Annotated in this window: 13 protein-coding genes; 6 read left to right on the top strand and 7 right to left on the bottom strand. The window is 71.8% G+C overall.

All coding sequences use genetic code 11. The features are described 5' to 3' along the window. Nucleotides 1–162 precede the first annotated feature (162 nt). A complete protein-coding gene (locus JAP66_RS04960) occupies nt 163–936 on the top strand; it encodes an IclR family transcriptional regulator (protein ID WP_199430350.1) in 774 nt (257 codons plus the stop codon). A gap of 95 nt (nt 937–1031) precedes the next feature. On the opposite strand, the gene ftsY is transcribed toward JAP66_RS04960, so the two are convergent. Beyond that, nucleotides 1032–2354 carry a signal recognition particle-docking protein FtsY gene (gene ftsY, locus JAP66_RS04965; protein ID WP_199430351.1) on the bottom strand — a complete coding sequence of 441 codons (1323 nt, stop codon included), beginning with the start codon at nt 2352–2354 and terminating at the stop codon, nt 1032–1034. A 143-nt stretch (nt 2355–2497) separates the two neighbouring features. Between ftsY and JAP66_RS04970 the strand changes: the two genes are divergently transcribed. The 3 genes from JAP66_RS04970 to JAP66_RS04980 are packed head-to-tail and all read left to right on the top strand — an operon-like array spanning nt 2498 to nt 5832. Continuing rightward, nucleotides 2498–3706, top strand: a complete 1209-nt coding sequence (locus JAP66_RS04970) for an anhydro-N-acetylmuramic acid kinase (RefSeq protein WP_307849438.1) — start codon at nt 2498–2500, stop codon at nt 3704–3706. Nucleotides 3707–3715: 9 nt separating this feature from the next. Continuing rightward, the gene (locus tag JAP66_RS04975) at nt 3716–5224 is read left to right on the top strand and encodes a sodium:solute symporter (RefSeq protein WP_199430352.1); all 1509 of its coding nucleotides are present in this window, start codon (nt 3716–3718) and stop codon (nt 5222–5224) included. Nucleotides 5225–5226: 2 nt separating this feature from the next. Further along, nucleotides 5227–5832, top strand: coding sequence for a maleylpyruvate isomerase family mycothiol-dependent enzyme (locus JAP66_RS04980; RefSeq protein WP_199430353.1), 606 nt, complete (start codon nt 5227–5229; stop codon nt 5830–5832). Between the two features lie 64 nt (nt 5833–5896). Here JAP66_RS04980 and JAP66_RS04985 read toward each other — a convergent pair whose 3' ends face one another. Both JAP66_RS04985 and JAP66_RS04990 read right to left on the bottom strand, forming a co-directional pair. Further along, on the bottom strand, nt 5897–6712 hold the full coding sequence (locus JAP66_RS04985) for a DUF3239 domain-containing protein (protein ID WP_307849439.1): 816 nt from the start codon (nt 6710–6712) through the stop codon (nt 5897–5899). A gap of 65 nt (nt 6713–6777) precedes the next feature. Then, a complete protein-coding gene (locus JAP66_RS04990; protein ID WP_307849440.1) occupies nt 6778–7998 on the bottom strand; it encodes an MFS transporter in 1221 nt (406 codons plus the stop codon). Between the two features lie 94 nt (nt 7999–8092). Between JAP66_RS04990 and JAP66_RS04995 the strand changes: the two genes are divergently transcribed. Next, on the top strand, nt 8093–8596 hold the full coding sequence (locus JAP66_RS04995) for an Lrp/AsnC family transcriptional regulator (RefSeq protein ID WP_199430355.1): 504 nt from the start codon (nt 8093–8095) through the stop codon (nt 8594–8596). Nucleotides 8597–8643: 47 nt separating this feature from the next. Here JAP66_RS04995 and smc read toward each other — a convergent pair whose 3' ends face one another. Both smc and JAP66_RS05005 read right to left on the bottom strand, forming a co-directional pair. Next, the gene (smc, locus tag JAP66_RS05000) at nt 8644–12255 is read right to left on the bottom strand and encodes a chromosome segregation protein SMC (protein ID WP_199430356.1); all 3612 of its coding nucleotides are present in this window, start codon (nt 12253–12255) and stop codon (nt 8644–8646) included. Nucleotides 12256–12360: 105 nt separating this feature from the next. After that, entirely contained in the window at nt 12361–12648 is a 288-nt protein-coding gene (locus JAP66_RS05005; protein WP_307849441.1) for an acylphosphatase, read from the bottom strand. 178 nt (nt 12649–12826) lie between these two features. Between JAP66_RS05005 and JAP66_RS05010 the strand changes: the two genes are divergently transcribed. Beyond that, nucleotides 12827–13432, top strand: a complete 606-nt coding sequence (locus JAP66_RS05010) for a hypothetical protein (RefSeq protein ID WP_199430357.1) — start codon at nt 12827–12829, stop codon at nt 13430–13432. A gap of 114 nt (nt 13433–13546) precedes the next feature. On the opposite strand, the gene JAP66_RS05015 is transcribed toward JAP66_RS05010, so the two are convergent. Both JAP66_RS05015 and JAP66_RS05020 read right to left on the bottom strand, forming a co-directional pair. Beyond that, on the bottom strand, nt 13547–14233 hold the full coding sequence (locus JAP66_RS05015) for a response regulator (protein ID WP_199430358.1): 687 nt from the start codon (nt 14231–14233) through the stop codon (nt 13547–13549). After that, complete coding sequence (locus JAP66_RS05020) at nt 14230–16797, bottom strand: sensor histidine kinase (RefSeq protein WP_199430359.1); 2568 nt, start codon at nt 16795–16797, stop codon at nt 14230–14232. Before JAP66_RS05020 ends, JAP66_RS05015 begins: the two co-directional genes overlap by 4 nt. Between the last annotated feature and the right edge of the window lie 129 nt (nt 16798–16926).

Below are 16926 nucleotides of genomic sequence, written 5' to 3' on the forward strand. Positions count from 1 at the left end.
TCAAAAAGCGCGGGTAGATGCCAATTCCGGCCGAAAGTGACCTGATCGACCGCGGCCTGCGCCGGTCACCCACTTTCACCCTTCTTAGCATGACGATCATCTTGTTTTACATCTCGGACTATAGTTTCTACATTGCGGAAGCTCAACGTGAGAGGAGCCGGTGTGGCGGTCGAGAGATCAGCAGGCGGCGGCGTGCAGTCGCTACAGCGGGCGTTCGACCTGCTCGAACTGCTCGCGGACACCGGTGGCGAGGCGAGCCTTTCGGAGCTCGCGACCACCTCCGGCCTGCCGATGCCGACGATCCACCGGCTCATCCGCACCCTCGTCGCGCTCGGCTACGTCCGGCAGAACTCGAACCGCCGCTACGCGCTGGGCGCGCGGCTGATCCGGCTCGGCGAGAACGCCAGCATGCAGTTCGGCACGTGGGCGCGGCCACTGCTCACACAGCTGGTGGACGAGGTCGAGGAGACCGCGAACCTCGCCGTGCTGGAACGGGACGAGGTCGTCTACGTGTCGCAGGTGCCCTCGCGGCACTCGATGCGCATGTTCACCGAGGTGGGCAGGCGGCTGCTGCCGCACGGCACCGGCGTCGGCAAGGCGATGCTCGCCCACCTGCCCGAGGGCGAGGTGCGCGCGCTGCTCGGGCGGACCGGGATGCCGGCCTACACCGAGCACACCTACACCGACCCCGGCGAGTTCCTTCGCCACCTCGCCGACATCGCGAAGGAGGGCTACGCGATCGACGAGAGCGAGCAGGAACTGGGAGTGCGCTGCGTCGCGGTGCCGGTGGCGGGCGCGCCGACCCCGGCCGCGGTGTCCGTCTCCGGCCCGGAGGGCAGGCTGACCAAGGAGGCGGTGACCCGCATCGCGCCGGTGGTGCAGCGCATCGCCGGTGAGCTCTCCGAGCAGCTCGCCGCCCGCGGGCTCACGGCCTGAAAGGCACCTGGCGGGTCCGAGAGCCTGGTCACCTCTCGTGAGCGCCTACGCGAGTTAGAACACTGTTACGCACTCACGACCGAGGCACTTCCGGCTCAGCCGAGCAGCGCGTCGACGAACGCGGCGGGCTCGAACGGCGCCAGGTCGTCCGGCCCCTCTCCGAGGCCGACGAGCTTCACCGGCACGCCCAGCTCACGCTGTACCTGGAAGACGATGCCGCCCTTCGCGGTGCCGTCCAGCTTGGTCAGCACGATCCCGGTGACATCGACCACCTCGGAGAACACCCGCGCCTGCGCGAGACCGTTCTGGCCGGTGGTGGCGTCCAGCACGAGCAGCACCTCGTCGACCTCGGCCTGCTTCTCCACCACGCGCTTGACCTTGCCGAGCTCGTCCATCAGCCCGGTCTTGGTGTGCAGCCTGCCCGCTGTGTCCACCAGTACGGCGTCCACCCCGGCGTCGATCCCCCGCTTGACCGCGTCGAACGCCACCGACGCGGGGTCTGCGCCTTCCTTGCCGCGCACCACCTCGGCGCCCACCCGCTCGGACCAGGTCTGCAACTGGTCGGCGGCGGCGGCGCGGAACGTGTCGGCGGCGCCGAGCAGCACCTGCCGTCCCTGCGCGACGAGGACACGGGCGAGCTTGCCCGTCGTGGTGGTCTTGCCGGTGCCGTTCACCCCGGCGATCAGCACCACCGCGGGCTGCTTGGTCCCGTCGACGGTGTGCGGCAGCGCGCGCACGGACCGGTCGGCGTCCGGCCACAGTGCGCCGGTCAGCACGTCCCGCAGCGCGGCCCTGGCCTCCTCCTCGGTACGCACGCCGCGAGTGGACAGCGTCTCGCGCAGCTTCTCGACGATCTCCGTGGTGGTCGCCGCGCCGAGGTCGGCGACGAGCAGGGTGTCCTCGATGTCCTGCCACGAGTCCTCGTCGAGGTCACCGGCGCCGAGCAGGCCGAGCAGGCTCTGCCCGAGCGCGGAGCGGGACTTCGTCAGCCTGCCCCGCAGCCGCTCGATCCGGCCCGCGGCGGGCGGCACCTCCTCGACCGGTTGTGGCTCCGGCTCCGGCTCGACTGCGGGTGGCGCCTCGGTCCGCTGCTCGTCGGGGAGACCGACGTCGACGATCGGGCGCCGGGCCACGTCCCTCGGCACCGACGCGTCGTCGCCGACCCCGGGCTCGCCGTCGGTCTCGGTGCGCTCCTCGACGGGATGCGGCGGGGCCGGCTCCGCCCGCTCGGTCTCCGTGCCACCGGGTGCCAGGGAGATCCCGCCACCGGCCTGGTATCCGCCCCCCTTGGGCGCCTCGGCCGCACGCCGCTCCAGCCTGATCTTGCGCCTGCGCGCGATGGTCAGTCCGGCGACGAGTGCGACCACCAGTACGACGGCCGCGACGACGATGACCCAGAACCAGACGTTGCTCGACACGGCGCCATCCTCCCACCCGGTCACCGGGCGACCGGGTCGCCCCCGGCGGGGTGATGTCAATCTTCAACCTGTTGTGCATCTTTTTCGAGAAAATTGAACCAGATTACTTGCCTTACAGCACAGTCGTGGACTAGACCACTGCCGTGGCGTTATCTCATCCGGTCCTGCGGGTGGCCGGGCTCATCTCGGGCACGTCGATCGACGGCATCGACGTCGCCGTCACCGAACTGCGCTCGGCAGGCGAGGAGCTCACCCTGATCCCGCTCGGGCACCTCGAACTGCCGTATCCCGGACCGCTGCGCGCCGACCTGCTCGCCGCGCTGCCGCCCGGCCCGTGCAGCGCGGAACAGCTCACGAAACTCGACACCCGCGTCGGGCAGGCGTTCGCCGAGGCCGCGCGGACCGGCATCGACCGGCTCGCCGGCGGCCGTGCCGACCTGATCGCCTCGCTCGGCCAGACGGTGTTCCACTGGGTCGAGAACGGCCACGCCGAGGGCACCCTCCAGCTCGGCCAGCCTGCATGGATCGCCGAGCGCACCGGCCTGCCCGTGGTGGCCGACCTGCGTGCCCGCGACGTCGCCGCGGGCGGGCACGGCGCACCGCTCGCGAGCACGCTGGACGCGCTGTGGCTGCGGGGGCTCGCAGCCGAAACGGGCGGTCCCGCGGCGGCACTGAACATCGGCGGCATCGCGAACCTCACCGTCGTCCCGCCGGACGGCGCCGTGCTCGCCTACGACACCGGCCCCGGCAACGCGCTGCTCGACCTGGCGGCCGCGCGGGTCACCGAGGGTGCCCGGCACAGTGACCTCGACGGCGCGCTCGCCGCCCGCGGCACCGTGCGCGAGGACCTGCTGCGGCGGCTGCTCGCCGACCCCTACTACGCGGCGCCGCCGCCGAAGTCGACCGGCAAGGAGCATTTCCACGCCGCTCACCTGGACGCCGCGACCGCGGGCCTGCCGCCCGTCGACGGTCCCGACCTGCTCGCCACGCTCACCGAGCTGACGGCGGTCACCGTGGCCGGGGAATGCGAGCGGCACGGCGTGCGCACGGTGCTCGCCTCCGGCGGCGGCGTGCGCAACCCGGCCCTGATCCGGGCGCTCGCCCGGCGCGTCGCCGTGCGGCCGAGTGACGAGCTCGGGCTGCCCGCCGAGGCCAAGGAGGCCTACCTCGCCGCCGTCCTCGGCTGGCTGACCTGGCACGGGCTGCCGGCGAACATGCCCACCGCGACCGGCGCCAACGGCCACCGGCTGCTCGGCAGCATCACCCCGGGCGCGGGCGTGCTCAGCCTGCCTCCGCCGTCACGCACGGCGATTTCCCGCTTGCGGGTAGCGAACACCCCCGATACACGGTAGGAGATACCAATGCGTGCACTGGACCTCGCGATCATCGCGGTCTTCCTGGTGGGAACGCCGCTACTCGGCATCGCCATCGGGGGCAAGCAGAAATCGTCGAACGACTACTTCGTCGGCAGCAGGCGGATCCCCTGGTGGGCGGTGACGTTCTCGGTCGTGGCCACGGAGACGTCCACGCTGACCGTCATCAGCGTCCCGACGGTCGCCTACCTCGGCAACGTCACCTACCTGCAGCTCGCCATCGGCTACCTCATCGGGCGGGTGCTGGTCGCGTTCATGCTGCTGCCCAAGTACTACGCCGGGAACCTGGTCAGTGCCTACGGGTTCCTCGGGAAGCGCTTCGGCAGCGGGCTGCAGGGCACCGCGTCGGTGACCTTCCTCGTCACCCGGCTGCTCGCCGACGGCGTCCGGCTGTTCGCCACCGCCATCCCGGTGAAGGTCATTCTCGGGTCGTTCGGCGTGGACGTGCCGTACTGGACGATCATCGCGGTCATCGCGCTGTTCGCCGTCGCCTACACCTATCTCGGCGGGATCCGGGCGGTGGTCTGGATCGACGTCATCCAGATGGCCATCTACGTGCTCGGCGCGGTCTTCGCCGTACTCATCCTCGCCGGGAAGCTCCCGGACGGCTGGTTCTCCGCGGCGGTCGACGCGGGCAAGTTCCAGCTCTTCGACTTCTCCTCGAACATCGTGACCAGCCAGTACGCGTTCATCACCGCGGTCGTCGGCGGTGCGCTGTTCGCGATGGCCTCGCACGGCGCCGACCAGCTGATGGTGCAGCGCCTGCTGGCCTGCCGCACCGTCCGCGACAGCCAGAAGGCCGTGATCGCCAGCGGTGGCGTGGTCTTCCTGCAGTTCGCCCTGTTCCTGCTCGTCGGCGCGATGCTCTGGTCGTTCTACGGCGGTGCCACGTCGGAGCAGCTGGGCCTGGACAGCAACGACGAGCTGTTCTCGAAGTTCATCGTCGAGCAGTTGCCCGCGGGACTGTCGGGCCTGCTGGTGGCGGGCATCCTCGCCGCCGCCATGAGCACGATCTCGTCCTCGCTCAACTCGCTGTCGACCTCGACGGTGAGCGATCTGTACCAGCGGATCACCAAGCGCCCGCTCCCCGACGCGGCCGTGCTCAGGAGTGCGAAGCTGTGGACGCTGGTCTGGGCGGTGGTGTTCGTGGTGTTCGCCTCGATGTTCACCAGCACCGACCAGCCGGTGGTCGAGCTCGGTCTGAGCATCGCGAGCTACAGCTACGGCGCGCTGCTCGGCGCCTTCTTCCTCGGCATCTTCATCAAGCGCGCCCGGCAGGCCGACGCCATCGTGGCCTTCGTCTGCACGATCGTGGTCGCGGCCGTCTTCGCGCTCGGCATAGAGTTCACCGTGGACGGCGAGACGAGCACGCTCGCGTTCCCGTGGTACGTCCCGCTGGGCGTGGTGGTGACGCTGCTCGTCGGCGGGCTGCTGTCGCTGCGCCACCCGGCGCATGGGCCGACCGAGGACGAACCGACCCGGCAGGAGGCCGCCTGATCGTGGACGCCGCCACCCTGCGCGCCACCGGCGCGGAATGCACCGCATTCCTGCTCGCGCACACCGAAGGTGACTGGTCGGCACCGGTGCCGGAGCTGAAGTGGAGCGTGCGCGAGGTGGCGGCGCACATCGGCGACACCCTGAGCTGGTACGCGAACGACCTCGCCGCCGGTGCCACCGAGCTGTCCACGAAGGACATCAGGGTGCGGCCGGACTCCTCGCCGGTGGACCTGGCCCGCACCGTGTCGGCGAGCGTGACCGTGCTCGCCGCCGTGGTGGACGCCGGTGGACCGGACGCGCGGGGGTGGCATCCGTGGGGCATCGCCGACGCTTCCGGATTCGCTGCCATGGGCTGTGACGAGCTGCTCGTGCACACCGGTGACGCGGCCCGGGGACTCGGGGTGGCGTTCACGCCGTCGCCCGAGCCGGCCTCGGCGACGCTGCGGCGGCTGTTCCCGTGGGCACCGGCGGAGGCCGAGCCGTGGCGGACACTGCTGTGGGCCAACGGGCGTACCGCGCTGCCCGGACGGCCACGGCTTACCGGCTGGCGCTGGCACTGCGCGCCACTGTCCGAATGGGACGGTTCCGCACCGGACGGAGCCAGGTAGACGCGCCCCAATGCGGCACCGGTTGCGTTGAGCGCTACCGATGCCGCATTGGGGGCGCTGCCGGCTACGCGTGTGTGTCCGCTATGTCCGGTAGTTCCATTTTGTCGGTATTGTCTGGGCTGTCCGCCACCGAGCCCACGAACTTCGCCCTTCCGTCCGCCTGCCACTCGACCGGGACCCCGAGCCTGCTCGGGGGCCTGCGCAGTGACTCGGGCAGTTCCGCATAGGGAATCCGCAGCAGCCGGGTCCACCTGCGCCGTACCTCGGCAGCCCGCTCCGCGCCGGCGAGCAGCTGCTGCCACTCGACCGCGGGGATCGCCGCCCTGGCCCGTTCGATGACGTCCGGGTCCGCAGTCGCCCACGTGATCGGCGATGCTTCGAAGCTCCACCAGCGCGCGCTACGGCCCGGCGCGATGAACCCGTGCATGACACAGGGAACCCACTGCCCCGGCACGAACGTCGTCCGCTCGCGCGCCCGGAACGTGATAAGCCGGTAGGCGAACGCCGGTGCGGCGGCCGGATCGCGCGAGGTGTCACCCAGCACGAGTATCTGCACCGTCGCGTCGGCCTGCTCCACGACCAGCCCGGGAATGAGCTGGCCGCCGCGGTAGGGCCTGACGGCGTTACCCGACAGCACGCCGCCGATCAGCAGGCCCACACCGGTCAGTACGCCGACGACCCCGGTCAGCATCGACCACCAGCGCCCGTCCACGATCGCCCACGCACCGAGCGCGACGAGGCCGCAGCCGAGCACCAGCCCGGCCGCGATCCAGACTGCGCGGCGGTAGATGTTCGGGCTGCTTTCGCGCAGATGCTCCTGGTCGATCGGGGCGTCGAAGAACCGCCGCGGATCGCCTGCCGGCCAGCCGTCCTCATTCATGCCGCGCATCTTGGCAGATGTCCCCGCCGCGCCGCTCGGATGTCCGCGACGAATCGGCGGCCGGGCTACCGGGCGCCGTGCCGGGCGAGCAGTACCAGCGGCGCCATCGCGAGCAACCCGGCCGTCACGGCGACGAGCACGTAACCGCCACCGTTGAACAGCTGACCGGCGAGCAGGCTGGCCACCGCCGACGCTCCCCAGACGAGCGCGTCGACCGCGCCCTGCTGCTGCGAGCGCTGCTCGGCGGGCAGGTCCCGGCTCAGCAGGCCACTGCCGCCGACGAAGACGAGGTTCCAGCCGTAGCCGAGCAGGAACAGCGCGATCGGCAACCCGGAGGTGTGCGCGGTCGGCGCGAGGACGACGGTCGCGGCCGCGACCACCAGCAGGCCGATACCGCCACCGATCGTCCGCAGCCCGCCCCAGCGGTCGGCGATCCGGCCCGATACCGGCGCCAGCGCGAACATTCCGACCATGTGCAGGGCGAGCACCCAGCTCACCACGTCGAGCCCGTGCCCGTGCTGGTGAAGCTGCAGCGGCGTCATCGACATCACCGCCACCATCGCGACCTGGGCGGCCACCATGGCGCAGAGCGGGGTCAGCACGACCGGGCGGCGCAGGGCGGCGAGCGCCGTTCGCGGCGTCAGGCCGGTGGCCGCCGGGGCGGCCTGCGTGGCGGCGGGACGCGGCAGCGCGGTGACCGCCAGCGCCGCGCCCACCGTCACCAGCGCGGCGGCGGCGATCGGGCCGGAAAGTCCGGACGGTCCGGGCAGGTTCAGCCGTTCGGCCACACCGGCCGCCGGCGCGATCAGCGCGGGACCCGCGACCGCGCCGACCGTGCCCGCCCAGACGATCGTGGAGAGGCCGGTGGCCCTGCGCTCCGCCGGGTACAGCTCGGCGGCGAGATACCGGGACAGCTGCGCGGCGCCGTTGCCGAGTCCGAGCAGCACCATGCCGGTGACCAGCAGCAGCAACGACGACGCGAGCGCACCGGCCACCGCCACTGTCGCTCCGCCTGCCCCGAGGCCGTACAGGCCGAGCAACGCGAAGCGCCTGCCCCTGCGGGCGAGCAGCGTGCCCGCTCCTAGCGCGCCGAGCGCGGTGCCGAGCACCCCGGCCGCGCTCGGCAGCCCGCTCCACGCGGGCCCGTTGATCTCCGCCGCGACGAGCGTTCCCGCCGTGCTCGCGCCGACCATGGCCGTGTTCATCAGGGCGACGCCGGCGAACAGGGCGCCCATCGACCGTCCGCGCCCGACCGCCGCGACGGTGCCGATCACTGGTGCTGTCACAGGAATGATGCTATGGAAGTGTTACGGCGAAACGAATGCACGAGCGAAGGACTTCGCCACCACCCGCCATCCACGCGGAAAGGATGTCGTCGCGTTGACTTTCCGATCGGAGAAGCCGCTGGACGAGCTGGACTGGCAGCTGATCGAGCAGCTACAGCTGGACGGCAGGCTCTCGTACAAGGAGCTGGGCCGCAGGGTGCGGCTGTCCGCGCCCGCGGTGGCGGAGCGGGTCCGGCGGCTGGAGGAAACCGGGGTGATCAGCGGGTACCAGGCGCAGGTGGACCCGCGGCGGGCAGGCTATCCCTTCCTCGCGTTCATCCAGCTGCGCTGTGCGCTCAGCAGCTGCCTGCTCAAGACCAGCACGGCCGAGGACTACCCGGAGGTCGCCGAGGTGCACCGGCTCAGCGGCGACTTCTGCACGATGCTGAAGGTGCGCACGGCTTCGCTGGAGCATTTCGAGGGGCTGCTGGAACGGATCGGCAAGCACGGCGAGCTGCGCTCGTCGGTGGTGCTGTCGACCCAGTACGACGGCCGCCCGGTCGAACCACCGATCGAGGACTATCTCCGCGCCTCCCGTTCCGAGGGCTGGACCCGCTGACCCGCGGAGGGCTCGCCGTTCCGCGGGCCTGGGCGGGGGACTCGAGGTCAGGCCGTGGCAGGCTGCTCCACCTCGTCGGTGTCCTTGCGCAGTCGCTGGGAGATCACCTGCGTGATGCCGTCGCCCTGCATGCTGACGCCGTACAGCGCGTCGGCGATCTCCATCGTCGCCTTCTGGTGCGTGATGATGATGAGCTGCGAGGCCGCGCGCAGCTGCTCCATCAGCCCGATCAGGCGGCGCATGTTGGTGTCGTCCAGCGCGGCCTCGACCTCGTCCATCACGTAGAACGGCGACGGCCGGGCGCGGAAGATCGCGACCAGCATCGCGACCGCGACCAGTGACTTCTCCCCGCCGGAGAGCAGCGAGAGGCGCTTCACCTTCTTGCCGGGCGGCCGGGCCTCGACGTCCACGCCGGTGGCGAGCAGGTCGTCGGGCTCGGTGAGCACCATGCGGCCCTCGCCGCCGGGGAACAGCACCGAGAACACGATCTCGAACTCGCGCGCCACATCGTGGTAGGCGCCGGAGAACACCTCGAGGATCTTGTCGTCGACCTCCTTGATGACCGTGAGCAGGTCCTTGCGGGTCGCCTTCAGGTCCTCCAGCTGCGTGGAGAGGAACTTGTAGCGCTCCTCCAGCGCGGCGAACTCCTCCAGCGCGAGCGGGTTGACCTTGCCGAGCAGGGCCAGGTCCTTCTCGGCGCGCTTTGCCCTGCGGGACTGCGTGTCCCGCTCGTACGGGATCGGCTGCGGTGCCATGACCGTCTCGCCGCGCTCCTTGGCCGCCTCGTACTCGGCCATCTCCCCCGCGCCAGGCGGCACCGGCACGTCCGGGCCGTACTCGGCGACCAGGTCGTCGAGGCCGATACCGAAGTCCTCGACGATCTTGGTCTCCAGCTGCTCGAGCCGGAGCCGCTGCTCGGCGCGCAGCACCTCGTCCCGGTGCACGGCGTCGGTCAGCTTCTCCAGCTCACCGGTGAGCTCGCGGACGCGGTTGCGGATCTGGCCGAGCGCCTCCTCCCGCCGCTGCCGCCGCTGCTCGGCGGCGTCGCGCTCGGACGCCGCCCGCTGCAGCGAGTGCTCGATCCGTTCGAGCGCCACCTCGCCGCCACTGACCACGGCCGCCGCGATCTCGGCACCCCGCGCCCTGGCGATCCGTGCCTGTTCCGCGCGCTCACGGGCCTCGCGCTCCGCCTGCGCGGCCCGGCGCAGCGAGTCGGCCTTGCCCGCGATGCCCCTGGCCCGCTCCTCGGCCGTGCGCAACGCGAGCCGGGCGTCGACCTCCTCCTGGCGCACCACGGAGAGCGAGTCCGCGGCCTCGTCGCGCTCGGTGGTGTCGGGGTCCTCGTCCACCGGCTGCTCGGCCACCGCGGCGAGCCGTTCCTCCAGCTCGCCGAGCTGCGCGAGCACGTCCTCCCGGCTCTGCTCCACCTTCACCCGCTGGTTGCGCAGACGCTCGACCTCGGCCTCGGCGGAACGGGCCGCCTGCTCCATCCTGCTGAGCCGCTCGGACGAGCGGGCCTTGCGCACCTTGGCCTCGTTGAGCGCCTCCTTGGCCCGGCCGACCTCGTCGCGGCGGTCCTGCTGCTCGGCGCGGGCGCCCTCCAGCTCCGCGGCGGTGCGCTGCAACGTCCGCTCGGCCGCGGCGAGCCGGTCCTGCGCCTCGTCGACGGCGGCCTGGATCTCGATCACGCTCTCGTCGCGCGCCGAGCCGCCCGCCGCCCAGTGGGCCCCGAACACGTCGCCGTCCCCCGTGACCGCCCGGACGTCCGGGTGCGCGGCCACGAGCTCGCGGGCCGTGTCGAGACCGTCCACAATGGCCATCCGGTCGAGCGCGCGCTCGACCGCGGGCCGCAACGGTTCCGGCGCCTTGACCACCTCGCGCGCCCAGCGCGCGCCCGCCGGCAGTGCGGGCCAGCTCGCGGGGTCGACCGTGTCCGAGACGCTGCCGCCGAGCAGCAGGCCCGCGCGGCCGGACTCGTTCTCCTTGAGATAGCGCAGCGCGGCGAGCGCGTCCCCGCCCGCGGCGAAGGCGACCGCGTCGGCGACGGGACCCAGCGCCGCTGCGAGCGCCACCTCGTAGCCGGCGTCCACGGTCAGCAGCGCCGCGACCGAGCCGAGCAGGCCGGGCAGCTCGTCGCCGGCCCCGAGCAGGGCGCCCGCACCGTCCTTGCGCTTGAGGCCCATGGACAGCGCGTCCACCCTGGCCTTCTCGGAGGCGATGTCGCGCTCGGCCGCGCGCTCGGCCTTGACCAGCTCCTCGACCCGGGCCTTGGCGGCGTCGTTGGCCTCCACCGCGCGATCGTGCCGGTCCTGCAGGTCCGCGTCGTCGGACTCCTCGACCCCGCCCTCGGCACGGGCCTGCTCCAGCTCCTCGGCGGCGGCCTCTGCGCGGGCACCGGACTCCTCGATGCCCACGGTGAGCCGTTCGATCTCCTCCGCCGTGGCGTTGTACTTGCTGCGCAGGGCGTCGACCTGGCCGGAGAGCTTCGCGATGCCCTCGCGCCGGTCGGCGATCGCGCGCACCGCCGCCATGTGCGCCCGCTCGGCGGACTGCACGACGCGCTCCAGGTGCTCGCGGCGCTCGACCGTGCCGGAGAGCAGTGCCCTGGCCTCGGCGACCTCCTCGGCGAGCTCCTGCTCACGCTCGGCGGCGTGTTCCGCCTCGGCAAGCAGCTCCTCCGGGTCGCGGCCGGTGCCGCCGGTCTCCACCTCGGCGGTAAGGTGCCGCTGCCGCTCGACGGCCAGGCGCACCGTGCCGCGCAGCCGCTCCGCCAGCGCGGAGAGCTTGTACCAGGTGTCCTGGGCCGCGGCCAGCCGTGGCGCGTCCTCGGCGAGCGACTCCTCCAGTTCGGTCTGCTCGGAGGTCGCCACCTCCAGTGCCTGCTCCACCTCGGCGCGGCGGGCGCGGGCGGCATTCTCGTCGGCCTCTTCCCTGGCGATCTGCTGCCGCTGGGTGACCAGCTCGTCGGCGAGCAGCCGCAGCCGCGCGTCGCGCAGCTCGGACTGCACGGCCTGCGCCTTGCGCGCGATCTCCGCCTGCTTGCCCAGCGGCTTGAGCTGGCGGCGCAGCTCGGTGGTGAGGTCGGTGAGGCGGTCGAGGTTGCCCTGCATCGCGGTGAGCTTGCGCAGCGCCTTCTCCTTGCGCTTGCGGTGCTTGAGCACGCCCGCCGCCTCCTCGATGAAGGCGCGCCGGTCCTCGGGCTTGGCCTGCAGGATCTCGGAGAGCTGGCCCTGCCCGACGATCACGTGCATCTCGCGGCCGATGCCGGAGTCGGACAGCAGCTCCTGGATGTCGAGCAGCCGGCAGGAGCTGCCGTTGATCTCGTACTCGCTCGCGCCGTCGCGGAACATCCGGCGGCTGATCGACACCTCGCTGTAGTCGATGGGCAGCGCGCCGTCGGCGTTGTCGATCGTCAGGGTCACCTCGGCGCGGCCGAGCGGCGCGCGGCCGGAGGTCCCGGCGAAGATGACGTCCTCCATCTTGCCGCCGCGCAGGTCCTTGACCCCCTGCGTGCCCATCACCCAGCGTAGGGCGTCGAGCACGTTCGACTTACCGGAGCCGTTCGGGCCGACGACGCAGGTGATTCCGGGTTCGAACCGCAGGGTGGTCGCCGACGCGAACGACTTGAAGCCTTTGAGCGTCAAGCTTTTCAGGTGCACGCGGGCTGACCTTTCCCCTACCGACTCCCGTTTCCAACCGACAGATGCTACCCGGGAGCCCTCCGCCACCGTGGGACCTGGTGCCCGGCGGTGCCGTGCCGGGTGTCAGCGTTCGACGAAGCCGTCCAGGTCGCCACGGGCGGGTGACCACCGTTCGATGACGTGGTGCACTCGACCGGGTGGTTCCGAAGACCTCAGTGCCGCGAGCAAGCGCTCACAGTGTTCCTGCGGGCCCTCGGCGATCACCTCGACCCGGCCGTCTGCGAGGTTGGCCGCACTGCCGGTGAGGCCGAGTTCCAGCGCCCGGCTGCGCGTCCACCAGCGGAAACCGACACCCTGCACGGAACCGTGCACCCACGCGGTCAGGCGGGTCTCTTTCGTTTCGTCAACCACGTCCCCATCGTGCCGCACGCCGTTCGTCGCAGACAGTGAACCGCTGACAGAAGCGCCTTCACGGGTGGCCACTCAGCGGTGGTAGGTTTCCCGCCTGGGTACGCCACCCGGGCGAACACCATCCGGGTGGATCGGAGCGAGAACTCACCGTGAAGTCAGCAACTCCAAGGAGTAATGCATGACCCCCTCCCCCGGGTCACGCCCGCGCGCCGAGGTCGCGCCGCCCCGCGAGTCCGCCGCCAGGTTCCAGCGCGTCGGCTACATCGCGCTCGCGGCGAGCGGCCTGCTGCTCGCCACGGCGTTCGGTGCGATCGCGCAGGTCGCGGGCCCCGGCGACCCCGAGAACGAAGGCCGGGTCCCCACCCAGCACGCGGGCAACGCGGGCCCGAACGGCGGACCGCAGCTCGTGCCGGGCCAGGCGATACCGGGCGAGACGACCATCATGATCGACGGCGTCGCGGTCACCGGCACGCTGCCGACCACGACGACCGCCCCCACCACCGTGGTGAGCACCGGCCCGGACGGCCAGCGGACCACCACGGTGCTCACTCCGAGCGAAACCACGAACAACAACCCCGGCCGGAGCACCGGCCCGGGCACCCGTCCGGGCGGCCCGGGGCACCCCGGCTCACCGGGAACGCAGCTGCCCGGCACCACCTCGAGCTCTAGCAGCACGACGTCGTCGACCAGCAGCTCCAGCAGCACGACCTCGTCGAGCAGCGACGAGTCCACTCCGACGAGCACCGAGACCACGCCAACAACGCCGACGTCGCCCCCGGAATGACCTCCGGAGCCATTTCGCCTGGTCACCGCTCGTGAGTGCGCAGGCGAGTTCTAACTCGTCTCCGCACTCACGAGGCCGGACCAGCTCGAATGCGGCGCGCGGGCATGCCTGGCCTCATGGTTCGAAGCGGTAGCCCATTCCCGGTTCGGTGAGCAGGTACCGGGGCCGTGAGGGCTCCGGTTCGAGCTTGCGGCGCAACTGCGCGACGTACACGCGCAGGTAGTTGGACTCGGTGTCGTAGGCGGGCCCCCACACCTCGTGCAGCAGCTGCTTCTGCGCCACCAGCCGCCCCCGGTTGCGCACCAGCAGTTCGAGCACACCCCACTCGGTCCTGGTCAGGTGCACGTCCGTGCCGTCCCGGCGCACCTTCTTCGCGGCGAGGTCGATGGTGAACGCAGGCGTCTCCACCACCACGTCGGTGTCCGAAGCGGACACCGCCGAGCGGCGCACCGCCGCCCGCAGCCGGGCGAGCAACTCGTCCATCCCGAACGGTTTCGTCACGTAGTCGTCCGCACCGGCGTCCAGCGCGTGCACCTTGTCCGTCGATCCGTCGCGGGCGGAGAGCACGATGACCGGCACCCGCGTCCAGCCCCGGAGGTGCTCGATCACCGCGATGCCGTCCATGTCGGGCAGGCCGAGATCGAGCACCACCACGTCCGGCTTGCCCTCGGCCACCGCACGCAGCGCCGCCGTGCCGTCGTGGGCGGTCAGCACCCGGTAGCCGCGGGCGGTCAGGTTGATGCGCAGTGCGCGCACGATTTGCGGCTCGTCGTCGACCACGAGTACCGTGCATTCGCTCATCGGTTCGCTCCACGTTCGGTCGGCAGCGAGATCACCACGGTGAGCCCGCCTCCGGGAGTGTCCTCGGCCCGGATGGAGCCGCCCATCGCCTCGGTGAACCCTTTCGCGACGGACAGCCCGAGCCCGACGCCCGGGGTGGCGGCACGGTCACCCGCACCACTCCTGCCGCCACCCGCCATGGTCGTGCTTGCGGTGGCCGTGCTCGTCAATCGCTGGAACGGTGCGAACGCCGACTCGGCGGTGCCCTTCGGCAGGCCGGGTCCGTGGTCGACGATCCGCAGCTCGACGTGCTCGGAGTGCGCGCTGCCGCGCACCGCCACCGGGCCGCCGCCCGCACCGTGCCGCAGCGCGTTGTCGACGACGTTGGCCACCACCCGCTCCAGCAGCCCTGGATCGGCCAGGACCGGCGGCAACCGCTCGTCCACGTCCACGACGACCGGCTCCGTCGCGTCCACAGCGGACAGAGCGCGGCCGACGACCTCGTCGTAACCGACCGGATGCAGGTGCGGGCGCACCGCTCCGGTGGCCAGCCTGGAGGAGTCCAGCAGGTTGTCCACGAGACCGGCCAGCCGGTCGGTGGAAACCTCGATCGCCTCCAGCAGCTCTTCGGTGTCCTCTCCGGACAGTTCCAGGTCGCTCGCCCGCAGGCTGCCGATCGACGCCTTGATGGAGGTCAGCGGGGTACGCAGGTCGTGCCCGACGGCCGAGAGGAGCGCGGTGCGCAGCTCCGTCGCCTCGGCCTTGCGCTCGGCCTCCGCGGCGGCCACCGCCATCCGTTGCTGGCGTAGCGCGAGTAGCGCCTGTCCCGCGGCGGTTTCGAGCACACCGCGGTCGGCGGCGGGCAGCGAGCGGCCGCGCAGGGTGAGGTGCACGTCCGTCGTCACGGGAATGTCGACGTCCGCCCGGTCCGGTTCCGCGCACGGCTCACTGCCCGCCGCCGCGACGCGCCGCCACTGCCCGTCCCGCTTCTCCAGCAGGGCCACCGACGCCTGCCCGAAGTTCTCCCGCACCTTGTCGAGCAGACGTTCCAGCGGCGCGGGGCTGGTCAGTACCGTGCGCGCGTAGGAGGCGAGCAGGGAGGCCTCCGCACGTGCCCGTGCGGCGAGCGTCGCGCGGGCCGCGGCGGAGGCCACGACGAGCGCGATCACGACGGCGACCGCGAGCATCTCCACCAGGGTCACCACGAGGCGTGGCGAGGACACCGCCAGCGAGTTGTAGGGCTCGGCGAGGAAGAACTCCAGCAGCACGGCGGAGAACACGGCGGCGAGCAGTGCCGGGCCGACGCCGCCGACCAGCGCCACGACGACCGCCGCGAGGATCGACGCCACGACGTGCGTCGAGAAGTCGAGCTGTGCCCGCAGTGCGGTTCCCACGGCGGTCACCAGTGCGGGCAGCGCGAGCGCCAGCGCCCAGCCCGCGGCGTGCCGGAACGAGGTGAACGGGCCACGGCCGAGCTTGGCACGCAGCCGCCCGCCCGCCTCCTCGTGCGTGACCATGTGCACGTCGATCGGCCCGGACCGCTGCACCACGGTCGCGCCGATCCCCTCGTCGAACAGCCGGGCCAGCCGCGACCGGCGCGAGGTCCCCAGCACGAGCTGGGTCGCGTTGACGCCGCGGGCGAAGTCGAGCAGTGCCGTGGGCACGTCGTCGCCGACGACCGTGTGGAAGGTGGCGCCGACGCCCTCGGCGAGCTCCCGGTACCCGCCCGCGGGCGCCGGGCCGAACCCGGCCCGGCCGTCACCGCGCAGGACGTGCAGCACAAGCAGCTCCGCGCCCGAGCGGGTGGCGATCCGGCGCGCGCGGCGGATCAGCGTCTCGCTCTCCGGGCCGCCGGTGATCGCCACGACGACACGTTCGCGCGCCTCCCAGGTGTCGGTGATGTCCTGTTCGGCGCGGTAGCGCTGCAGCGCCAGATCCGCCTGGTCAGCCACCCACAGCAGGGCGAGCTCGCGCAACGCCGTGAGGTTGCCCGGCCGGAAGTAGTTGCTCAGCGCCGCGTCGATCCGGTCGGCCGGGTACACGTTGCCGTGTGCGAGCCTGCGCCGCAGTGCCTCGGGCGTGATGTCGACGAGCTCCACCTGCTCGGCCCGGCGCACCATCTCGTCCGGCACGGTCTCCCGCTGCCGGACGCCGGTGATGGCCTCGACCACGTCGCCGAGGCTCTGCAGGTGCTGCACGTTCACCGTGGTCAGGACGTTGATCCCGGCCTCGAGCAGCGCCTCGACGTCCTGCCAGCGCTTCTCGTTGCGGGAACCGGGCGCGTTGGTGTGGGCGAGGTCGTCGACGACCGCCACCTCGGGTGCCCTGGCGAGCACCGCGTCCACGTCCATCTCGGTGTGCCCGGGGACCTGGGCAGGGCGAACGATCTCCAGCCCGTCGAGCAACTCCGCGGTCCTCACCCTGCCGTGGGTCTCGGCGAAGCCGACCACGAGGTCGGTACCGCGCTCACGCCTGCGGTGCGCCTCGCTGAGCATCGCGTAGGTCTTGCCGACCCCCGGTGCCGCGCCGAGGTAGATCCGCAGCTCTCCCCGGCGCGGCGGGCCGGTTTCCCGCTCTCCGTCCACGCGCCCCAGTCTGCTCCACCACCGAGCGCCGCCTGAGCAAGGGAGCCTTACTACCGCGAGGCGCGGGTAAAGCTCCCTCGCTCCCCTTCACAGCGGTTTTACTTCGGTTCCGGCTCTCACATCTATTGC

Origin of the sequence: Qaidamihabitans albus, from assembly GCF_016464705.1 — a bacterium.
GTDB lineage: Bacteria > Actinomycetota > Actinomycetes > Mycobacteriales > Pseudonocardiaceae > Qaidamihabitans > Qaidamihabitans albus.